Origin of the sequence: Azospirillum palustre (assembly GCF_002573965.1) — a bacterium.
Lineage (GTDB): Bacteria > Pseudomonadota > Alphaproteobacteria > Azospirillales > Azospirillaceae > Azospirillum > Azospirillum palustre.
In genome coordinates, this window is the sequence record NZ_PDKW01000043.1 from 1,761,072 (window position 1) to 1,780,263 (window position 19,192).

Sequence of the window (19,192 nt, forward strand, 5' to 3'; positions counted from 1 at the left end):
AGGGAGCGTGAAGGCGCTCCCCAATGACCACTCCCACCCTCGGCGAGTTCGGCCGCATCGCCCGCTTCTTCAAGCCGCTGGCCGCCGGTTTTCCCGGTGCCCGCGGTCTGCGGGACGATGCCGCCGTGTTCGGCGTGCCCGACGGGCGGGAACTGGTCGTCACCACCGACGCCATGGTCGCCGGGGTGCATTTCTTCCCCGACGATGCGCCGGCCGACATCGCCGCCAAGCTGATGCGCAGCAACCTGTCCGACCTCGCCGCCATGGGGGCGGAGCCGCTGGCCTACACGCTGGTGACCGCCCTGCCCCGCGGCCTGGACGAGTCCTGGCTGGAGGGCTTCGCCGCCGGGCTGGGCGAGGAGCAGCGCCAGTTCGGCATCGCGCTGGCCGGCGGCGATTCGGTCTCGACCAGCGGCCCCATCACCCTGTCGGTCACCGCCTTCGGACTGGTCCCCACCGGCCGCGCCCTGCCGCGCTGGGGCGGGCAGCCAGGCGACCGCGTCTTCGTCACCGGCAGCATCGGCGACGCCGCGCTCGGGCTCGAAGTCGCCTATGGCCGTCTCGACATCCCGGCCCAGGACACCCGCGCCCATCTGTTGCGCCGCATGCGCCGGCCCGACCCGCGCATGGGCGTCGGGCCGCGGCTGATCGGGCTGGCCAGCGGTGCGATGGACGTGTCGGACGGGCTGGTCGCCGACCTTGGCCATCTTTGCGAGGAGTCCGGCTGCGCCGCCCTGCTTCACGCCGATGCGGTTCCGCTGTCTGAGGCCGCCCGCGGCGCCATCGACGGCGATCCGGTGAGGCTCGCTCTCGCCATCACCGGCGGCGACGATTACGAGCTTCTGTTCACCGCCCCGCCGTCGGCCAGCGACGCCCTGGCGACGCTGGCCGCCGACTGCGGGGTCGCGATCACCGAGATCGGCGAACTCCGCCCCGGCACGCCCGGCGAAGTGGTGGTACTGGACGGTGCCGGGGCGCCCTTGGCGCTGGTCCGGCGCGGCTGGGACCATTTCTGACCGTCCGGTTCCGACGCCCGGCATTTAAGACAATCGAAAGCATCCGCGGCGCAGGGTTCGGCGATTCGCCGTTTGCGCAAGGTGTGTTGCCGTGGTCAAGGCTCTGATCGTCCTCGTTCTCGGCATCGTGTTGCTGGGCGGCGCCAGCTTCGGTGGCTGGTTCGTCTATCAGAAATACTTCACCGAACATCCAGACGCACCACCGAAGAAGGTGGAGCCGCCCCCCAAGCCGCCGACCGCCTTCGTCCGCCTGCCCCCGCTGGTGGTGCCGATGATCGGCCCGACCCGAGTCGAACAGTTCGTGACGGTCGTGGTCGCGGTGGAAGTGCTTCTGGAAAAGCAGCCGATGGTCCAGGCCAACCAGCCGCGCCTGACCGATGCCTTCCTGACCGCGCTCTATGGCGGCGTCGCCGACAAGTCGATCCTGAACGGGGCTTTGGTCAATATTCCTGCCGTAAAGGCCAAGTTGGTGGAGGCCGCCGGCAAAGTCGTCGGCAAGGACGCGGTCTATGACGTGCTGGTGCAGGCGGTTACGCAGCGCAATCTCTGACCGCCACCCGCAGCACCCGCAACTCGCACCCATTTTGCGGTGCATTATCCCGACACTACCCATAAAGGCCAGGGGTACCCCCGGCCATTTCGCCGCGTCGCGCCGCCCCGTGCGGCGGTTGCAAAGCGGCCGCACCGGGCGCATGCTTTTCCCGATAATACTTGCGCCCGACTTCTCCCCCACTTGACCACCGTGGTGGGACCAGCCTTTCCGGGGCGCGACCTTAAAATCAATCGGGGGATGCGATGGCTCTAGCGTTCATCGTCATCATCGCCGCCGGCCTGCTCGCGCTGGCCTACGGTTTTCGTACCGGAAAAGAAGTCATGGCCGCGTCGCCTGGGTCCGAACGGATGCAGGCCATCGCCGCCGCGGTGCAGGAAGGGGCGCGCGCCTACCTGAACCGCCAATACACCACCATCGCCATCGCCGGCGCCGTCCTGCTGGTCATCCTGTGGGTGACGCTGGGCTTTCCCGTTGCCTTGGGCTTCCTGATCGGCGCCGTGCTGTCGGGCAGCGCCGGCTATGTCGGCATGAACGTCTCGGTCCGCGCCAATGTCCGCACGGCGCAGGCGGCGACCATCGGGCTGGCGCCTGCGCTCGACATCGCCTTCAAGTCGGGGGCGATCACCGGCATGCTGGTGGTCGGGCTCGGGATTCTGGGGGTCGGCGGCTATTTCGGCATCCTGACGCTGGTCTACCGCGTCAACGATCCCGTCGAGGTCCGCACGATCCTGGAAGCGTTGGTGGCGCTCAGCTTCGGCGCCTCGCTGATCTCGATCTTCGCCCGGCTGGGCGGCGGCATCTTCACCAAGGGCGCCGACGTCGGCGCCGATCTGGTCGGCAAGGTGGAGGCCGGCATCCCGGAGGACGACCCGCGCAACCCGGCGGTCATCGCCGACAATGTCGGCGACAATGTCGGCGACTGTGCCGGGATGGCCGCCGACCTGTTCGAAACCTACGCCGTCACCATCGTCGCCACCATGCTGTTGGCGGCGATTTTCTTTACCGGCGGCGTGTTGCGGATGATGCTGGTCTATCCGCTGCTGATCGGCGCCGTCTGCATCCTGGCCTCGGTCGCCGGAACCTTCGCGGTGAAGCTCGGCCCCGACAACAACATCATGAAGGCGCTCTACAAGGGGCTGGCCGTCGCGGCCGGCATCTCGCTGGTGCTGATCCTGATCGTCACCGCGATCCTGTTCGGCTTCACCCGCGCCATCACCATGACCGACGGCGTATCGATCACCGGCTTCAACCTGCTGGTGTCGGCGCTGGTCGGGCTGGGCGTCACCGGCCTCCTGGTCTGGATCACCGAGTTCTACACCTCGACCGCTTTCCGCCCGGTGCGCAGCGTCGCCAAGGCGTCGGAGACCGGGCACGGTACCAACGTCATCCAGGGTCTTGCCGTGTCGATGGAATCGACCGCCCTGCCGGTGATCGTCATCTGCGCCGGCATCCTGATCGCCCACGGGCAGGCCGGCGTCTTCGGCATCGGCATCGCCGCGACGACGATGCTGGCGCTGGCCGGCATGGTGGTGGCGCTCGACGCCTATGGGCCGGTCACCGACAATGCCGGCGGCATCGCCGAGATGTCGGACATGCCCGCCAACATCCGCGTCACCACCGACGCGCTGGACGCCGTCGGCAACACGACCAAGGCGGTGACCAAGGGCTATGCCATCGGGTCCGCCGGTCTGGCGGCGCTGGTTCTCTTCGCCGCCTATGTCCAGGATTTGGGCCATTACTTCCCGAACATTCCGGTCGAGTTCCGGCTGAACGACCCTTACGTCGTCGTCGGGCTGCTGATTGGCGGCCTGCTGCCCTATCTGTTCGGCGCCATGGGCATGACCGCCGTCGGCCGCGCCGCCGGGTCCGTCGTCGTGGAGGTGCGGCGGCAGTTCCGCGAAATCCCCGGCATCATGGAGGGCACCGCCAAGCCCGATTACGGCCGTGCGGTGGACATGCTGACCAAGGCGGCGATCAAGGAGATGATCATCCCCTCGCTGCTGCCGGTCCTGGCCCCGGTGGTGCTCTATCTGGTGATCGCCGCCATCGGCGGACAGGCGGCGGGCTTCGCGGCGCTGGGCGCCATGCTGCTGGGCACCATCGTCACCGGCATCTTCGTCGCCATCTCGATGACGTCGGGCGGCGGCGCCTGGGACAATGCCAAGAAGTACATCGAGGAGGGCAATCACGGCGGCAAGGGATCCGACGCCCACAAGGCGGCGGTGACCGGCGATACCGTCGGCGACCCCTACAAGGACACCGCCGGCCCGGCGGTGAACCCGATGATCAAGATCACCAACATCGTGGCGATCCTGCTGCTGGCGATCCTGGCCCAGGTGGGATGACGGCTCGGGTGAGGGTCCGGTGCGGGGCAGGACAACCGCCTGCCCCGCACCGACGCCTTTACAGTCCCGGCGAGGCTTCCGGCGCCAGAGTTTCCACGAACTCGTTGAAGTCGGACGCCTCGCGGAAGTCCTTGTAGACGGAGGCGTAGCGGATATACGCCACCTGATCCATCGTCTGCAGCGCTTCCATGATCTTCTCGCCGATCTGCTTCGACGGGATCTCGCTCTCGCCGGAGGATTCCAGCTGGCGGACCATGCTGTTCACCACCCGGTCGATGCGGTCGGCGTCGATCGGGCGCTTGCGCAGCGCGATCCTCATCGACCGCAGCAGCTTCTCGCGGTCGAAGCCTTCGCGCTGGCCGTTGCTCTTCACCACCGTCAGCTCGCGCAGCTGGACGCGTTCGAAGGTGGTGAAGCGGGCGCTGCAACTGGGACAGAAGCGCCGCCGGCGGATTGCCGAGTTGTCTTCGGTCGGGCGCGAGTCCTTGACCTGGGTGTCCTCGTTTCCGCAGAACGGGCAGCGCATCTGGTGGTTTCCCCCCTTTACGGCGTGGGCAATTACAGCGTGGGATAGATCGGGAACTGACGGCACAGGCCGCGCACCCGCTCGCGCATCGCCGCCTCGACCGCCGTGTTGTCGCCGGAGTTGCTGGCGGCCAGACCGTCCAGCGTCTCGACGATCATCTCGCCGACCTGTTTGAACTCGGCGGTGCCGAAGCCGCGGGTGGTCGCCGCCGGGCTGCCCAGGCGGACACCGGAGGTGATCATCGGCTTCTGCGGGTCGAACGGCACGCCGTTCTTGTTGCAGGTCATGCCGGCATGCTCGAGGCTGGCTTCCGCCGCCTTGCCGGTCAGGTTCTTCGGACGCAGGTCGACCAGCACGATGTGGCTGTCGGTGCCGCCCGACACGATGTCCAGCCCGCCGGCGATCAGCGTCTTGGCCAGCACCTGGGCATTGTCGACCACCGCCTGGGCGTAGGTCTTGAACTCCGGACGCAGCGCCTCGGCGAAGGCCACCGCCTTGGCGGCGATGACATGCATCAGCGGGCCGCCCTGGAGGCCGGGGAAGACGGCCGAGTTGATCTTCTTGGCGATGTCTTCCTTGTTGGTCAGCACCATGCCGCCGCGCGGGCCGCGCAGCGTCTTGTGGGTGGTGGTGGTGACCACGTCGGCATAGGGAAACGGGTTCGGATAGACGCCGCCGGCGATCAGGCCGGCATAGTGGGCGATGTCGACCATGAAGATCGCGCCGACCTCGTCCGCGATGGCGCGGAAGCGCTCATAGTCCAGGACGCGCGGATAGGCGGAGCCGCCGGCGATGATCAGCTTCGGCTTGTGCTCGCGGGCCAGCGCCTCGACCTGATCGAAGTCGATCAGGTGGTCGTCCTTGCGCACGCCGTACTGCACGGCCTTGAACCACTTGCCCGACATGTTGGGAGCGGCGCCATGGGTCAGGTGGCCGCCGGCGGCCAGCGACATGCCCAGCACGCAGTCGCCCGGCTGCAGCAGGGCCAGCAGGACCGCCTGGTTGGCCTGGGAGCCGGAGTTCGGCTGCACGTTGGCGAAATCGCAGCCGAACAGCTTGCAGGCGCGCTCGATGGCGAGGTTCTCCGCCACGTCGACGAATTCGCAGCCGCCGTAGTAACGCTTGCCCGGATAGCCTTCCGCATACTTGTTGGTCAGGACCGAGCCCTGCGCTTCCAGCACCGCCTGGGAGACGATGTTCTCGGAGGCGATCAGTTCGATCTGCTCCTGCTGGCGGACCAGCTCGTCGCGGACCGCGCGGGCCAGTTCGGGATCGGTCTCGGCAAGCGAGGCGGCGAAGAAACGGCCGATCTCTGCGGTGTTGCTGCTGGTCATGGCGGGAGGCTCCTCAATCGAAAGGGCGTCAAGCAGGACAAGCGCGCGGCCGTCCTGCTTTCGTCAGGTCTCCGGGCCCTGTCGCGTCCCGGTTGCGGGCCTTCACGGCCAAATAAGGGGCCAGGAAAAGCGGCGCGAAAACGCGCTCAGCCCATCTTGGCGATGCGGCGGCTGTGACGCTCGCCACCTTCGAAGTCGGTCTTCAAGAAGACGTCGACGCAATCCTTGGCAATCTCAGGCCCGACGATGCGGGCGCCCAGCGCGATCACGTTGGCGTCGTTGTGCTCGCGCGACAGGCGCGCGGTGGTCACGTCGTGCACCAGGGCGGCGCGGATGCCGGGATGGCGGTTGGCGGCGATGCTGATGCCGATGCCGCTGCCGCAGACCAGAACGCCGCGCTGGGCACGGCCGTCGGTGACGGCGGCGGCCAGCGCCGCGGCGAAGTCCGGGTAATCGACCGAGGCCGGACCGTCGGTACCGAGATCGAGGACGGTGTAGCCGGCGCCCTCAAGTTGCCGTGCGATCTGAGCCTTCAGCTCATAGCCGGCGTGATCGGAAGCGAGTGCCACGGTGCGGACGGTCATGACGGCGGAAACTCCGGTGCGGTCGGTAACGGATACGGGCAGTACGGATGCACAGGCGGCAACCGGGCCGGCGAAGCGGCCTGCAATCGGGCAAAAGACGCCGGCACCCTACCAGATGTCGGTGCCAACCGCCACAGCCACACCATGACGTGGATGCATAGCTAAACCCAGCACCGCCCGGCATCGGTCGAGCCGGGGGTCGAGCTGGGAGGTCGACCTGGCGGTCGATTTCCGGCGTGCGATCGGCCGACCCACCGCCGGAGCGGCGGCGCCCCTGATCACCGCGAAAGTTTGGCCTCTGTTTTCACCTCTTCGTTGCCGAGCGAGCAAAACAAGGGAGATAGCCGATTCGATATATGCGGGGGAAATCCGCCAATTGCCGCAACGGGGTCGGGGGAAAATCGCAAGCCGGGGCCTACTAGACGCCCCTTAAAGCCGCGGCACAGCCACAACCGTGCAACGATTTTCAGCGAAGGCTGATTTACGCGGTGTTGCTTTGTTCTGACCGACAAGAGCAACTAATTTGATGCTTGCCGAAATTATATTGACACCCAAATCACGGTATGCAACTTGGTTCCTACGGACAAATGAAAAACCAGGACACAGTGCAATGAGCGACCAGCTTCGCGCCGATGTACCGGACAATGCGCTGCTGCGGATGACCGCCGACATCGTATCGGCGTATGTCAGCAAGAACGTGTTGCCTGCTCAGCAAATCCCCGACGTGATCAATACGGTTTACTCGTCGCTGACCGGTCTGAATGGTCAGCCCCGTGAGGTCGCGGCGGAGCCGCTGAAGCCGGCCGTTCCGATTCGCAAGTCAGTGACGCCCGAATACATCGTCTGCCTGGAAGACGGGAAGAAGTTGAAGATGCTGAAAAGGCACCTTCGCTCGACCTACAACATGTCGCCGGACGAGTATCGCGCACGCTGGGGACTTCCGCCTGACTATCCGATGGTCGCGCCGAACTATGCGGCGCAGCGTTCGGAATTCGCCAAGCGCATCGGCCTGGGCCGCAGTTCCGGCCGCCAGACCCGCCGCAAGGCCGGTTGATCGAGTAAAGTCCGTATGCAACACGGGCCGATCCACCCAGGAGTCGGCCCGTGTACGTGTCCGGTCGATGGCCCTGCCATCCGATTGGTTGAAGCTGCGAATCGGTTGCATCCCATGGGCCGCAGTCCTCAGTTGGCGCACCCCTTGCGGCCCGACAAGCGGCAGTTGAAACGGTCGACATTTCGACTCAATTCGCGCCCGGTCGACACATTTTCTTCGTTCAGGCAGGTCAGGTAGCTCATCGACTTGTCGACGTAATCCTTCACCTCGCCCTGACAGGACGACATCTTGTCGGCGCTGAGGAAGGTCGCCTGATCGTCCATGCACAGCGGCACACCCGGCTTCAGGCAGCCCGCGGCCGGCGTCGTCGGTTGCGGGGCGGTCGAGGACGGTCCACCGTTTGCCGTCCCGCCGGCAGCGCCGGGGGCGGACTGACGGCCGCCATGATCCTGTGCGCCATGGCCCGGCTTCTGGGCCGGCTGGGACGAGGCGGCCAGCGCCGCCTGCGGGATCGCCAGAACCGGCAAGGCTGCAACCGAAGCGGTGGCCGCCACCGCAGCCGACATCAGCGACACGCGCAGCAAAGCCGTCACGCCCAGCGTCCTGAAGCCTGCCGCCCTGAAACCCGCCGCCTTAAAACCCAACATGGCCTCGATCCTCTGGCGTTTCATTTTTCTGCCCGAAGGCCGGCACGGAAAACGGCCCGCCCGACACCCGGCTTAACCGGCTGAACGGCGCAGGAAAAGGGACTTTCCATATGCGCCATTCGTTCAGAGATGCGCGGTTCTACAAGCGTTACACCCCCTGCGCCAGTGTCAAGGGGCAGGCATAGGTCTACTGTCGGGGTCGAGCGGTTCGCTCTACGACCGGCGGGCCGACCCAGCGTCGGGGCCGCCGGCGGAGGCATGCCGGCGCTCACCATCAGCAAAAGCCAGACTTCGATACGCGCCGCCCGGCCCCGTCCGGCGGCGCGTTTTCTTTTCGCCCCCTGCGGAGAAGAGCAACCAACGGCAGATACACAACTTTTGGGTGTTGCGACTGGATCAGTAAAGTCCGCCCCCCCGTTTCGGCCCCGGCTTGGCCGGCGCGGCGGGTCCGACGCCCTTGTTCTGCACGAAGCGCAGCTTGTTGATCGCCGTCCGCTTCAGCAGTTCCTGGCTGCCGGTTGCCGGACCGGCCACCGTCACCTCGACGCCGGTCCTGGCATCGATGGCGGTCACCCGCAGATAACTGCCGACCCGCTGGAACTCGAACAGCACGTCACCGTCGGTCATGCCCAATGCCCTCCCTTGGCCCAGCTCCACATCGCCCGGCCTCGCTATCTTAAGTAAGTCCCCGTTCGAGACCGCAACACCCGGCAGCCATCGCTGTTGTCCACCCAGCCATTCGGCGCGCAGGAGCCCCGCTCCGCCAACCCCCACTGCGAGGAAGGACCACCAAAATGGCCGCCAAGACGATGCAGGATCTGCTGATCGAGGATCTTCGCGACATTTACCACGCCGAGAAGCAGATCGCGAAGGCCCTGCCCAAGATGGCAAAGGCCGCCAGCTCCGACCAGCTGCGCCAGGCGTTCGAAACCCATCTGGAACAGACCCACGGCCAGATCGAGCGGCTTCAGCAGGTGTTCGAGGAGCTGGATACCCGTCCGCGCGGCAAGCATTGCGACGCGATGGAGGGGCTGATCAGCGAAGCCCAGGAAATCCTGGAAATGGGTCTGGCGCCCGAGGTGCAGGACGCCGCCCTGATCGCCGCCGCCCAGAAGGTGGAGCATTACGAGATCGCCAGCTACGGCACGCTGCATGCCTTCGCCACCGCCTGCGGCCTCGACAAGGTCGCCCAGCTGCTGGACGAGACGCTGCAGGAGGAAAAGGACACCGACACGCTGCTGAACAAGCTCGCCATCGGTGACGTCAACAAGAAGGCGATGGCGGCCAGCGGCAGGAAAGCCGCCTGATCCCATAATCCTTCAAGTCTTCCGTGACCAATCGTCCCCGGCCCTGCATAAGGGCCGGACCCTGGTTGCAAGCACCGCGTCGGACCGATAGCATCCCCGCTTTCCGGTCCTTCGCGGTGTTCCGTCATGCGTCGCCTGCTGTGTGCCTTCGGCCTTGCCCTGTTCCTGACGCTGCCGTCGGCGCCATCGGCCGTTGCGAACGAGGGGGCGCCGGGCGCCCTGCCGCCGTCGGTGCGGATCAAGCCGCTGATGGTCCCGGTGGTGAATGCCGGACGGATCGAGAAATACACCCAGGTCGAAGTGAACCTGGAGATCGGCAACGCCCTGAAGCTGGGCGAGGTGCAGCTCAGCATCCCGCGCCTGCACGACGCCATCCTGACCGCCATCTACAAGGGGGTGGACGAGGGCTGGATCGTCCGCGGCAACATCGCGAACGTCCCTGCCCTGCGCCGCCGCATCGACGAATCGGTGATCGCCATGTTCGGCAAGGATGTGGTCAGCCGCATCCTCATCACGCCCATCGCGCGGCAGTCGTCGCTGCAATAGACTGCTCCCCGGAAAGCTCCGTAAAACAAGACTCCATGCTAAGGATCGACTCGTCATGCCCCTCGTCTATGTCGCGCGCAGCGCCGCCCTGACCAAATGGGCGTCCGACGTCGGACAGGGAAAGCACATCTACAAGCTGGGCATCGCGGAGGATGAGGCCGCGGTCAAGGCGGCGGTCGCCGCCGGCTGGGGTGGTGAATCCGACTGGAAACTGATCCAGACCAAGCCGGTCGAGGAGTTGGACGAGGACGCCGCGCTGGCCCGGCTCGGCCGGCGCGAGAAGGCGATCGACCCCACCTATTACCCGCGGCTCAAGGGAGCGGCCGGCGTGTACCGCATCACCCTGACCAACGTGCAGAACAGCCTGCTGGTCGCCAAGGCGATGACCGCGGACGAGCCGCTGACCGACGTCAAGGTGAAGCCCAAGGACATCGCCGACTACATGATCCGCAACGCGATTGCCTGAGCGTCCCCGTGAAGACCTCCCCGCCGCCCATTTGCCGCGTCGCTTTCGGTGCCCTGACGCTGCGTGACCTGCACGACATGCTGGCCCTGCGCAGCCGCGTGTTCGTGGTCGAGCAGGCCTCCCCCTACCCCGACATCGACGGTCGCGATCCCGGGGCGCTTCACCTCATCGCGCGGAACGAGGCGGGCGCCATCGTCGGCTGCGCCCGTTGTCTTGGCCCTGACGAAGATGGCCGGGATGGGACGAATCCGGACGCGCCGGTCTCCTTCGGCCGTCTGGCGGTCGATCCGTCGCAACGCTCCACCGGGCTGGGGCGGGCGCTGGTGGCGGAGTCGTTGACGGTGCTGGCGGAGCGCTGGCCCGGCCGCGACGTGGTCATCGGCGCGCAGCAGCATCTTGAACGCTTCTACGGCAGCTTCGGCTTCGTCCGGGACACCGATCCCTACGACGATTTCGGCATTCCCCACATCGACATGCGGCTGCGGCGCTGACGCTTCCCTTGCCGGCGACCCGCCGCTGACCCTGCGTCGCCACACCTCTCTTACAGCCGCCCCACCATCGCCGGCGCGGCGATGCGACACAATGCCCCATGCATACGGGGGCACTGCTGCCCGCGGCTGTCTGTAGCCCAGGGAAGACAACGGATCGTTGTTATTCCTTCGTTTGCCGGTGAGGCATAAGCCTTACGTAACAGACCGATGATTTCGTCATACGTAGAATTTTCGATGATCGAAATCGAAATCGTTGACGTATCAGTGTTCGCATTCGATTGGGTGAGGCATTCACCCTTTCGTATGCAACTCCGAAGGCGAGGCGGCTGTCCCCGCGGATCAAAGGCCTGTCAGGGCAAATGAGGGGCAAGACGATGTCCTGGTTCACCAATCTCCGTATTGGCGGAAAGCTGTTGACGGCATTTGCTGCATTGATCGTCATCATTGGCGCAATCAGCATTGCCAACTATTCGACCCTATCGTCGATCCAGTCGTCAATCGGCTGGACGATCCACACCTACCGCGTGATCCAGACCACCGATGCGGCGATGGCGGCGATGGTCGATCAGGAAACCGGTCTGCGCGGCTATCTGGTCAGCGGCGATCCGGCCTTCCTCGCTCCCTACCGCTCCGGCGCGCAGGCGTTCGACCGTGCGCTGGCGGAGGTGAAGTCGCTGACCGCCGACAACCCGCAGCAGCAGGCCCGGCTGGAGGAATTGCGCAGGCACGCCGCCACCTGGCGCGAGACGGTGGCGGAAAAGGAAATCGCCCTGATGTCCAGGGCCGACACGCGCGAGGAGGCCCGCGCGATGGAGGCGAAGGCGCTCGGCAAGTCGGCGATGGACAGCATCCGCGCCCTGGTCCGGCAGATCGAGGACGCCGAGCGTGCGCTGCTGACGGCGCGCGACACGGAGCAGAAGACCGCCTTCTCGACCGGCTACCTCACCGCCATCACCGGTACGCTGATCTCCCTTCTGGTCGCCGTGGCCGCCGGGCTGGTGCTGCGCGGGTCCATCGCCACGCCCATCGTCGCCATGACCGCCGCCATGGGACGGCTGGCCGGCGGTGACCGCACGGTCGAGGTGCCCGGCGTCGGCCGCAGGGATGAGGTCGGGGCCATGGCCGAGGCGGTGGATGTGTTCAAGCGCAACGCCATCGAAGCCGACCGCCTCGCCGCCGCCCAGCGCGCCGAGGAGGAGGCCAAGGCCCGCCGCACCGCCCGGCTGGAGGAGCTGATGCGCGCCTTCGAGGGCAACGTCACCGCGGTGGTGCAGAGCCTGTCGGGTGCGGCGACCCAGATGCAGCAGTCGGCCGGCGCGCTGACCAGCACCGCCGACGAGACCAACCGCCAGAGCACCACGGTGGCGTCGGCCGCCGAGCAGGCGTCCGCCAACGTGCAGACCGTGGCTGCCGCGGCGGAGGAGCTGTCCTCCTCCATCGCCGAGATCGGCCGTCAGGTCACCCAGTCGACGCGCGTTGCCGAACAGGCGGTCAGCGGCGCCAACCGCGCCAACGGCGTGGTGTCGGGCCTCGCCGAAGGGGCGCAGAAGATCGGCGAGGTGGTGGACCTCATCAACAACATCGCGGCGCAGACCAATCTGCTGGCGCTCAACGCCACCATCGAGGCGGCACGAGCGGGCGAGGCCGGCAAGGGCTTCGCCGTCGTCGCCAGCGAGGTGAAGAGCCTCGCCAACCAGACGGCCAAGGCGACCGAGGAAATCACCGGCCAGATCGCCACCATCCAGGGCGCGACCCGCGATGCGGTGTCCGCCATCGAGGAGATCGGCCGCATCATCACCGAGATCAGCCAGATCTCCGCGACCATCGCCTCGGCGGTGGAACAGCAGAGCGCCGCGACCCAGGAAATCAGCCGCAACGTCCAGGAAGCGGCCCAGGGCACGCAGCAGGTGACCAGCAACATCGTCGGCGTCACCCGCGCTGCCGGAGACACCGGCCGCGCCGCAGGCGAAGTCCGCAGCGTCGCCGATCACCTGACCGGCGAATCCACCCGCCTGCGCCAGGAGGTGGAGAGCTTCCTCAACGGCGTGAAGGCGGCGTGAAGGCGGCGTGACGGCAGCGTGACGAATCAGGGGGGCGCGACCCGGCGCCCCCCTTGCCCCATTCAGTGCGACAGCAGCAGCGGCACCGGGCAGGTGCGCAGCACATGCCGCGTCCCGCTGCCGCGGTGCAGGAACGGGAAGCCGTAATGCCCGTGGGCACCCATCACCAGCAGGTCGGCGCCGGTGTCCATGGCGCGGGCCAGCAGGGCGTCCATCGCACCGATGTCGCTCACGGTGAAATGGGTCTGCTCCGCCGTCACGCCGTGGAAGGCAAGATGATCGAGCACGCCGACCCGCGGCGCTTCGGACGCGGAGGAGGATGCCTGGGTCAGCACGGTGATGACCGTCACCTCCTTGGCCTTCTCCAGCATCGGCATGGCGTCGGACAGGGCGCGGGCGGCCTCGCGCTCGGCATTCCAGGCGACGGCCACACGCTGGCCGATGGTGGCGAAGCGGCCGGCATAGGGGATGACCAGAACCGGCCGGCCGGAATTCAGCACCACCTGCTCGTTCAACTCCTCCGGCGCCGCCTGCGATCCCGCCTCGCGGTCATACTGGCCCAGCACCGTCAGGTCGGCGAAGCGCGACCAGATGATGACCTCGCGGATGACATGGTTGTACTCGCCATGGGTCAGGCCGTGCCAATGGCCCTGCAACCCGGACGCGGCGAGCTTTTCCTTGAACAGCGCCTCGCTGCGGGCCGCGGCGTCGCCCAGATGGTCGCTGGACCGGCGGGCAATCACGCTGGTGGCGTTGCGGTCGCCCTGCGCGAACAGGCCGCGCAGGAAGGCGCCATGACGCTGGGCCAGCGCGACGGCGGCATCGAGGCGCGCCTCGACATGCGGGCTGCTGTCGAGATGGACGAGGATGTGCTTGTAGGTCATGCGGACCCTCCCGGTATGAAATGCGAAGTCTTATGACGTCTGCGGTTCTCCGCCGGGCCGGCCGGCATGAAGGGTCGGCAGGCTGGCGGATTGTTTCATATGCATCATGTTCAGCCGGGCGGCGTTCGTCCAGCAGCGATCTGCCGGCCTGCGGCGAGAGGTCGCAAGGGGGAGGCGACGCGGCCGTCCGGAAAACCGATCCGGGCACCGGTCAGGCGTCGCGGAACCGTCCGTAGGTGTAATGCGCGGCGCACGCGCCCTCGGCCGAGACCATGCAGGACCCCATGGGGTTTTCCGGCGTGCAGACGGTGTCGAACAGCTTGCAGTCGACCGGCCGCTTCACCCCACGCAGGATGGCGCCGCAATCGCAGCCCTTGTGGTCGGCAACGCTGGCCCCGGCGATGGGAAAGCGCCGTTCGGCATCGAAGGCGGCATAGGCGTCGCGCAGTTTCAGCCCGCTGTGCGGGATGCTGCCCAGCCCGCGCCATTCGAAGGACGGCCGGGTCTCGAAAATCTCCAGAACCAGCGCCTGGGCCTTGCGGTTGCCCTCGGCGGTGACGGCGCGGGTGAACTGGTTCTCCACTTCCGCCCGCCCGTCGTTGATCTGGCGGACCAGCATCAGGATGGATTGCAGCACGTCCAGCGGCTCGAATCCGGAGATCACCACCGGCTTGCCATGCTCCGCCGCGGCCGGGGCATAGGCCTCCGACCCGATGACGACCGAGACATGGGCCGGCCCGACGAACCCGTCGAGCGACAGCCCCTCATCGGCCCCGGCCAGGATGCCCTGGATGGCCGACGGGGTGAGCACATGGTTGCAGAAGACGGAGAAGTTGGTCAGCCCCTGCGCCGCGGCAGCGCGGACGGCCAGCGCCGTGGGCGGAGTCGTCGTCTCGAAGCCGATGGCGAGGAACACCACCTGCCGGTCCGGATTTTCGGCGGCGATGCGCACCGCCGCATCGGCGGTCACCACCATCCGCACGTCGGCCCCCTGCGCCTTGGCCTTCAGCAGGCTGAGCCGCCCCGACCCCGGCACGCGCATCACGTCGCCATAGGTGCACAGCGTCACCTCCGGCCGGCGGGCCAGCGCGATGGCGTCGTCGATCCGCCCGACCGGCAGGACGCAGACCGGGCAGCCCGGCCCATGGATCATCCGCACATTGCCGGGCAGCAGGTCGGGGATGCCATAGCGGGAAATGGCGTGGGTATGGCCGCCGCAGAACTCCATCAGATGATAGGAGCGGTCGGCCCGCACCTCCCGCGCAATGGCGGCGGCGACGTTGCGGGCCAGAACCGGATCGCGGAACTCTTCGACGTATTTCATGGTCGCTCCCTCTGCCCCGCCATTTCACCCGCAAGGCTGATCGTATGCGTTGATACGGATCAAGAGGGAAGTCCGGGAAATCGTCCCGCCATCACACCTTGTAGGCCAGCCGCAGCCCACCCCAATGCCGCCCGCGGACCATGACGGGGGCGGAGACGTCCTTCATCAGCGCGAACTTCCCGCCGCCCATGTCGCGCCGGTAGGTCTGGAGCAGAAACGGCTTGGTGCTGCGGCCGGCGGCCAGCCCGACGCGGTCGTTGAAGATGCGGCGGTTGCGGCAGTTGGCGGCGTTCCAGACCGGGTCGCGGCCCTGGGGCTGGCTGAACTGCCGGTTGTGGGTGGGCAGATAGCCGTTCTCGTCCACCGCCACGCAGAAGACGATGCGGCCGTTGGCCGACAGCACCGGCTCCTGGATGCCGGGCAGGACGCGGTCGCACAGCTGGGTGTAGCGGGTCGTCACCTGCTGCGGGTCCGATCCGGCGACCGGCTGGTACTGGCGGTCGAACAGGTCGGATTCGCTGATGTCGCCGCGGGCCAGCGCATCCTCGAAGGCGGCGGACACCTTCGCGGCGGCATCCTTCACCGCGGCGATGAAGGGGGTGTCGACCGTCTCGATGTTCAGTTCGGCGGTGACGCCGATCAGCCGCTCGCTCATCCCGACCAGGCTGTTCACCCGGTCGCGCGCCTGGGCCAGATTCTCGCTGGACAGCTTAACGCCCACCGCCAGATCGGCGATCTCGCGCTCCAGCTCGCCGCAATTGCCGCCGATCTCGGCCGACGCGGCATCGATCTTGTCGGTCTCGCCGTTCAGCTCGCGCATGGCGCGGCCGACCGTCTCGATCACCGTGCCGATGGCGGTGGTCCCCTCGCTGACCGCGCGGGCCTTGGCGGCGCTGGCGGCGCTCTCCGCCATCAGGCGCTGGGCCTGCTCGTTCAGGGATTTCAGCGTCGCATCGATCTCGGTGGTCGCTTCGCTGGTCTTGGTGGACAGCGACTTCACCTCGTTCGCCACCACGGCGAAACCGCGCCCGGCATCGCCGGCGCGCGCCGCCTCGATGGTGGCGTTCAACGCCAGCAGGTTGGTCTGCTTGGCGATGGTGAAGATTTCCTTGGCGACCTTGCCGACGCGGTCGAGCGCATCGCGCAGCCCGGCGATCTGCCCCTCGATTCCCGTCACCGACGACACCAGGGAATGGATGTCGGACAAGGATTTCTGCACGCGGTCGTGGGAACTGTCGACCTCCTGCCGCGCCTGTTCGGTGACCGAGCGCGCGATGGCCGAGGCCTGGGAAATCCGGTCCGTGCTGCGCGACATCTTGGCGCCGGTATCGCGCAGTTGGGCGAACACCTCCGACTGGTGGGTGACGCGGGCGTTCACATCCTCGATATGGCCGGCGATATCCGCGATCTCGATACCGAGATTGCCAGCCTCTTCCGCGATGTCCGCGATCAGATGCGGACGAAGCCCAAAGCCACCATCCATCTTATCCACCATTTTTGCTGTTTTATAACCGAGCGCTTTCTCCCGAGAACTATTATTGCGCTTTTGATACAGATTCGCAACGAACGGGGTGACCGGGTCGAACCCGGCCCCCCTGTCCATTGGTAGGATACCTTAAGGAGAAGCTGCGCCCAGTGATTGTGCGGTAACAAAAATTGGACGCGAAATGCGGGTTATCCCGCAATACGGATCCGTATCACGGGGTTGCCTTGCGCAACTTTTCCACCGTCAGCCGGCGATGCGGTGGTCCAGACGCTCGTCGACCAGACCGGCGGGCTCCTGATGGACCAGCACCTCGGCATTGGCGAAGGCGGCGCGCAGCCGCGTCTCGACCCGGTCGGCGATCTCGTGCGCGGCGGTCAGGGTCAGGCCGCCGTCCAGCTCCAGATGCAGCTCGATGAAGCAGCCGGTGCCGGCATTGCGCGTGCGCAGGTCGTGCAGGCCGCGCACCCCCGGCTCGGCCAGTGCCAGTTCGGCGATGCGGCCGCGCTCCTCTTCCGCCAGTTCGCGGTCCATCAGCACGTCCAGCGCGTCGCGCGCCACGCCGCGGGCGCCATTCAACAGGAACAGGGCGATGCCGATGCCGAACAGCGGATCGACCACGGTCAGCCCGGTCGCCTCGGTCAGCAGGATGGCGACGATGACGGCGCCGTTCATCAGCAGGTCGCCGGAATAATGCAGCCGGTCCGCCCCGATGGCGACCGACCCCGTGGCGACCTGCACCCGGCGCTGGAAGGTGATCAGCCCGGCGGTCAGCAGGATCGACAGCAGCATCACCGCGATGCCCATCGTCCCCTCGGCGATCGGCTCCGGCCGGACCAGCCGCCGCACCGCCTCGATGCTCAGCAGCACGGCGGAGCCGCCGATGAAGGCCGCCTGGGCCAGCGCCGCCAGCGCCTCCGCCTTGCCATGGCCGAACCGGTGGTTGGCATCGGCCGGGCGCAGGGCATGGCGCACCCCCAGCAGCGTCACCACCGAGGCCATCAGGTCGGTGCAGGAATCGATCAGCGAGGACAGGATGCTGACCGACTCGGTCAGGAGATAGGCGCCCAGCTTCGCCGCGATCAGGGTCGAGGCCACCGACACGCTGGCATAGGTGGCATAGCGGCGCAGGCGGTCCGCCGATGCCGCGTTTTCCGCATTGTCGCTCACTGATTCCCCCCACTCCGCAAAGCCGGCCGGCGCGCGACCCTAGCGGCCCGTCCTTACAGGTCGCTTACGGCCCCCCGCACCGGTCCGACATTCCCCTTTACGGGAACAGATGCTCGGTCGTCCAACCCGGTGCATCGGCGTCGGTTCCTTCTGTCCTCTGGCCCTCCGCCCGCTGGAACACCAGCCGGTCGTGCAGGCGGAACGGACGGTCGCGCCAGAACTCGATGCGCGACGGCAGGACGCGGAAGCCGGTCCAGTGCGGCGGCCGCGGCACCGTGCCGATGGCGTATTTGGCGGCGAACTGCGCGACGCGCTTCTCCAGCTCCCACCGCCCTTCCAGCGGGCGCGACTGCTGCGAGGCCCAGGCGCCGATCCGGCTGTCGCGCGGGCGGCTTTCGAAATAGGCGTCGGCCTCGGCATCGGTGACGATCTCCACCGGCCCCTCGACCCGCACCTGCCGGCGCAGGCTCTTCCAGTGGAAGCACAGGGCGGCGTTCCGATTCGCCAGCAGCTGCGTGCCCTTTCGGCTCTCGGTGTTGGTGTAGAAGACGAAACCGCGCGGATCGATCCCCTTCAGCAGCACCATCCGTACCGACGGAATGCCGCTGGCGTCGGCGGTGGCCAGCGCCATGGCGTTGGGATCGTTGGGCTCGCTCTGTTCCGCCTCCTTCATCCATTCGGCGAAGAGATCGTAGGGGGAGCGGGGATTGCGGTCGTTGCTGTCCGTCATTCCTGGGGTCCTGTCTCGATGGGTCCAGCACCGCCGGGCGGGTGGTGCGCGGCCGGTGCGGGAGCGGGCTTTTGTGCAAAAGCGAAAGGGTCACAGCCTCATCACAATTCACAGCAAGCATAGGGTCGCTTATATCACTGTCCACCGCGAAGCCACCGATTGGCTGCCGCGGCAACCAACCTTTTCGAGGCGCAAGGATGTTCGTTAAGAAAGTCGTTCCGGCCGTGATCGTCGTGGGCCTGCTGGCCGGGTGCCAGACGGGCGGCCAGAAGGAAACGGTCGGCACGGTCGGCGGTGCGGTCGCCGGCGGCCTGATCGGTTCGCAGATCGGCGGCGGAACGGGCAAGCTGGTGGCGACCGGCGTCGGCACGCTGCTGGGCGCCTTCATCGGCAAGGAGATCGGCGGCTCGCTCGACAAGGCCGATGCCGGCTATGCCGAGACCGCGGCCCGTCAGGCCTATGCCGCTCCGGTCGGCGACCGCATCAACTGGAACAACCCGCAGTCGGGCAATTCCGGTACCATCGTGACCACCCGCGACGGCTACAGCAACAGCGGCACCTATTGCCGCGAGTTCCAGCAGACCATCGTGGTCAAGGGGCGGACGGAGCAGGCCTACGGAACCGCTTGCAAACAGGCCGACGGTACGTGGAAGATCATCGGCAACTCGTAAC

At 67.0% G+C, this 19,192-nt stretch carries 20 protein-coding genes; 10 read left to right on the forward strand and 10 right to left on the reverse strand.

Going from position 1 to position 19,192, the window contains the following annotated elements; all coding sequences use genetic code 11:
- The first annotated feature begins 23 nt into the window (after positions 1 to 23).
- From thiL to CRT60_RS30620, 3 genes are all read left to right on the forward strand, one after another.
- Positions 24 to 1,016, forward strand: a complete 993-nt coding sequence (gene thiL, locus CRT60_RS30610) for a thiamine-phosphate kinase (protein WP_098740210.1) — start codon at positions 24 to 26, stop codon at positions 1,014 to 1,016.
- 91 nt (positions 1,017 to 1,107) lie between these two features.
- On the forward strand, positions 1,108 to 1,566 hold the full coding sequence (locus CRT60_RS30615) for a hypothetical protein (RefSeq protein ID WP_098740211.1): 459 nt from the start codon (positions 1,108 to 1,110) through the stop codon (positions 1,564 to 1,566).
- A 245-nt stretch (positions 1,567 to 1,811) separates the two neighbouring features.
- Entirely contained in the window at positions 1,812 to 3,914 is a 2,103-nt protein-coding gene (locus CRT60_RS30620; RefSeq protein WP_098740212.1) for a sodium-translocating pyrophosphatase, read from the forward strand.
- Between the two features lie 58 nt (positions 3,915 to 3,972).
- Here CRT60_RS30620 and nrdR read toward each other — a convergent pair whose 3' ends face one another.
- The 3 genes from nrdR to rpiB form a co-directional block, all read right to left on the reverse strand.
- Complete coding sequence (gene nrdR / locus CRT60_RS30625; RefSeq protein ID WP_098740213.1) at positions 3,973 to 4,440, reverse strand: transcriptional regulator NrdR; 468 nt, start codon at positions 4,438 to 4,440, stop codon at positions 3,973 to 3,975.
- 32 nt (positions 4,441 to 4,472) lie between these two features.
- Positions 4,473 to 5,774 (reverse strand): serine hydroxymethyltransferase, encoded by a 1,302-nt coding sequence (glyA, locus tag CRT60_RS30630; protein WP_098740214.1) that lies wholly within the window; start codon positions 5,772 to 5,774, stop codon positions 4,473 to 4,475.
- Between the two features lie 146 nt (positions 5,775 to 5,920).
- A complete protein-coding gene (gene rpiB / locus CRT60_RS30635) occupies positions 5,921 to 6,358 on the reverse strand; it encodes a ribose 5-phosphate isomerase B (RefSeq protein WP_098740215.1) in 438 nt (145 codons plus the stop codon).
- A gap of 610 nt (positions 6,359 to 6,968) precedes the next feature.
- On the opposite strand from rpiB, the gene CRT60_RS30640 reads away from it, so the two are divergent.
- Positions 6,969 to 7,412, forward strand: coding sequence for a Ros/MucR family transcriptional regulator (locus CRT60_RS30640; protein WP_014247241.1), 444 nt, complete (start codon positions 6,969 to 6,971; stop codon positions 7,410 to 7,412).
- A gap of 128 nt (positions 7,413 to 7,540) precedes the next feature.
- On the opposite strand, the gene CRT60_RS30645 is transcribed toward CRT60_RS30640, so the two are convergent.
- Together CRT60_RS30645 and CRT60_RS30650 are read right to left on the reverse strand one after the other, a co-directional pair.
- Positions 7,541 to 8,059 (reverse strand): hypothetical protein, encoded by a 519-nt coding sequence (locus CRT60_RS30645; protein ID WP_098741106.1) that lies wholly within the window; start codon positions 8,057 to 8,059, stop codon positions 7,541 to 7,543.
- 396 nt (positions 8,060 to 8,455) lie between these two features.
- Positions 8,456 to 8,686 (reverse strand): DUF6898 family protein, encoded by a 231-nt coding sequence (locus CRT60_RS30650; RefSeq protein ID WP_098740216.1) that lies wholly within the window; start codon positions 8,684 to 8,686, stop codon positions 8,456 to 8,458.
- A 167-nt stretch (positions 8,687 to 8,853) separates the two neighbouring features.
- Between CRT60_RS30650 and CRT60_RS30655 the strand changes: the two genes are divergently transcribed.
- From CRT60_RS30655 to CRT60_RS30675, 5 genes are all read left to right on the forward strand, one after another.
- On the forward strand, positions 8,854 to 9,366 hold the full coding sequence (locus CRT60_RS30655; protein ID WP_098740217.1) for a YciE/YciF ferroxidase family protein: 513 nt from the start codon (positions 8,854 to 8,856) through the stop codon (positions 9,364 to 9,366).
- Positions 9,367 to 9,492: 126 nt separating this feature from the next.
- Positions 9,493 to 9,912: a hypothetical protein gene (locus tag CRT60_RS30660; RefSeq protein WP_098740218.1), complete on the forward strand. Its 420-nt coding sequence runs from the start codon at positions 9,493 to 9,495 to the stop codon at positions 9,910 to 9,912.
- Positions 9,913 to 9,967: 55 nt separating this feature from the next.
- Entirely contained in the window at positions 9,968 to 10,378 is a 411-nt protein-coding gene (locus CRT60_RS30665) for a hypothetical protein (RefSeq protein ID WP_098740219.1), read from the forward strand.
- An 8-nt stretch (positions 10,379 to 10,386) separates the two neighbouring features.
- Positions 10,387 to 10,869 (forward strand): GNAT family N-acetyltransferase, encoded by a 483-nt coding sequence (locus tag CRT60_RS30670; RefSeq protein WP_244592853.1) that lies wholly within the window; start codon positions 10,387 to 10,389, stop codon positions 10,867 to 10,869.
- 413 nt (positions 10,870 to 11,282) lie between these two features.
- The gene (locus tag CRT60_RS30675) at positions 11,283 to 12,929 is read left to right on the forward strand and encodes a methyl-accepting chemotaxis protein (protein WP_342210691.1); all 1,647 of its coding nucleotides are present in this window, start codon (positions 11,283 to 11,285) and stop codon (positions 12,927 to 12,929) included.
- 62 nt (positions 12,930 to 12,991) lie between these two features.
- Here CRT60_RS30675 and CRT60_RS30680 read toward each other — a convergent pair whose 3' ends face one another.
- From CRT60_RS30680 to pdxH, 5 genes are all read right to left on the reverse strand, one after another.
- Positions 12,992 to 13,813 (reverse strand): universal stress protein, encoded by an 822-nt coding sequence (locus CRT60_RS30680; RefSeq protein WP_098740221.1) that lies wholly within the window; start codon positions 13,811 to 13,813, stop codon positions 12,992 to 12,994.
- Between the two features lie 211 nt (positions 13,814 to 14,024).
- Positions 14,025 to 15,137: a hydrogenase formation protein HypD gene (gene hypD / locus CRT60_RS30685; protein ID WP_098740222.1), complete on the reverse strand. Its 1,113-nt coding sequence runs from the start codon at positions 15,135 to 15,137 to the stop codon at positions 14,025 to 14,027.
- Between the two features lie 91 nt (positions 15,138 to 15,228).
- Entirely contained in the window at positions 15,229 to 16,620 is a 1,392-nt protein-coding gene (locus CRT60_RS30690) for a methyl-accepting chemotaxis protein (protein WP_098741108.1), read from the reverse strand.
- Positions 16,621 to 16,866: 246 nt separating this feature from the next.
- Positions 16,867 to 17,790: a cation diffusion facilitator family transporter gene (locus CRT60_RS30695; RefSeq protein WP_098740223.1), complete on the reverse strand. Its 924-nt coding sequence runs from the start codon at positions 17,788 to 17,790 to the stop codon at positions 16,867 to 16,869.
- Positions 17,791 to 17,887: 97 nt separating this feature from the next.
- Positions 17,888 to 18,520, reverse strand: coding sequence for a pyridoxamine 5'-phosphate oxidase (pdxH, locus tag CRT60_RS30700; RefSeq protein WP_098740224.1), 633 nt, complete (start codon positions 18,518 to 18,520; stop codon positions 17,888 to 17,890).
- A gap of 197 nt (positions 18,521 to 18,717) precedes the next feature.
- Here pdxH and CRT60_RS30705 point away from each other — a divergent pair, with 197 nt between their 5' ends.
- A complete protein-coding gene (locus CRT60_RS30705) occupies positions 18,718 to 19,191 on the forward strand; it encodes an RT0821/Lpp0805 family surface protein (RefSeq protein WP_098740225.1) in 474 nt (157 codons plus the stop codon).
- Position 19,192 lies beyond the last annotated feature (1 nt).

What these genes read in the sequence shown, in the direction of transcription:
- thiL (WP_098740210.1), top strand. Translation starts at nt 24, where the DNA reads ATGACCACTCCCACCCTCGGCGAGTTCGGCCGCATCGCCCGCTTCTTC.
- CRT60_RS30620 (WP_098740212.1), top strand. Translation starts at nt 1,812, where the DNA reads ATGGCTCTAGCGTTCATCGTCATCATCGCCGCCGGCCTGCTCGCGCTG.
- nrdR (WP_098740213.1), bottom strand. Translation starts at nt 4,440, where the DNA reads ATGCGCTGCCCGTTCTGCGGAAACGAGGACACCCAGGTCAAGGACTCG.
- glyA (WP_098740214.1), bottom strand. Translation starts at nt 5,774, where the DNA reads ATGACCAGCAGCAACACCGCAGAGATCGGCCGTTTCTTCGCCGCCTCG.
- rpiB (WP_098740215.1), bottom strand. Translation starts at nt 6,358, where the DNA reads ATGACCGTCCGCACCGTGGCACTCGCTTCCGATCACGCCGGCTATGAG.
- CRT60_RS30640 (WP_014247241.1), top strand. Translation starts at nt 6,969, where the DNA reads ATGAGCGACCAGCTTCGCGCCGATGTACCGGACAATGCGCTGCTGCGG.
- CRT60_RS30645 (WP_098741106.1), bottom strand. Translation starts at nt 8,059, where the DNA reads ATGTTGGGTTTTAAGGCGGCGGGTTTCAGGGCGGCAGGCTTCAGGACG.
- CRT60_RS30650 (WP_098740216.1), bottom strand. Translation starts at nt 8,686, where the DNA reads ATGACCGACGGTGACGTGCTGTTCGAGTTCCAGCGGGTCGGCAGTTAT.
- CRT60_RS30655 (WP_098740217.1), top strand. Translation starts at nt 8,854, where the DNA reads ATGGCCGCCAAGACGATGCAGGATCTGCTGATCGAGGATCTTCGCGAC.
- CRT60_RS30660 (WP_098740218.1), top strand. Translation starts at nt 9,493, where the DNA reads ATGCGTCGCCTGCTGTGTGCCTTCGGCCTTGCCCTGTTCCTGACGCTG.
- CRT60_RS30665 (WP_098740219.1), top strand. Translation starts at nt 9,968, where the DNA reads ATGCCCCTCGTCTATGTCGCGCGCAGCGCCGCCCTGACCAAATGGGCG.
- CRT60_RS30680 (WP_098740221.1), bottom strand. Translation starts at nt 13,813, where the DNA reads ATGACCTACAAGCACATCCTCGTCCATCTCGACAGCAGCCCGCATGTC.
- hypD (WP_098740222.1), bottom strand. Translation starts at nt 15,137, where the DNA reads ATGAAATACGTCGAAGAGTTCCGCGATCCGGTTCTGGCCCGCAACGTC.
- CRT60_RS30690 (WP_098741108.1), bottom strand. Translation starts at nt 16,620, where the DNA reads ATGGATGGTGGCTTTGGGCTTCGTCCGCATCTGATCGCGGACATCGCG.
- pdxH (WP_098740224.1), bottom strand. Translation starts at nt 18,520, where the DNA reads ATGACGGACAGCAACGACCGCAATCCCCGCTCCCCCTACGATCTCTTC.
- CRT60_RS30705 (WP_098740225.1), top strand. Translation starts at nt 18,718, where the DNA reads ATGTTCGTTAAGAAAGTCGTTCCGGCCGTGATCGTCGTGGGCCTGCTG.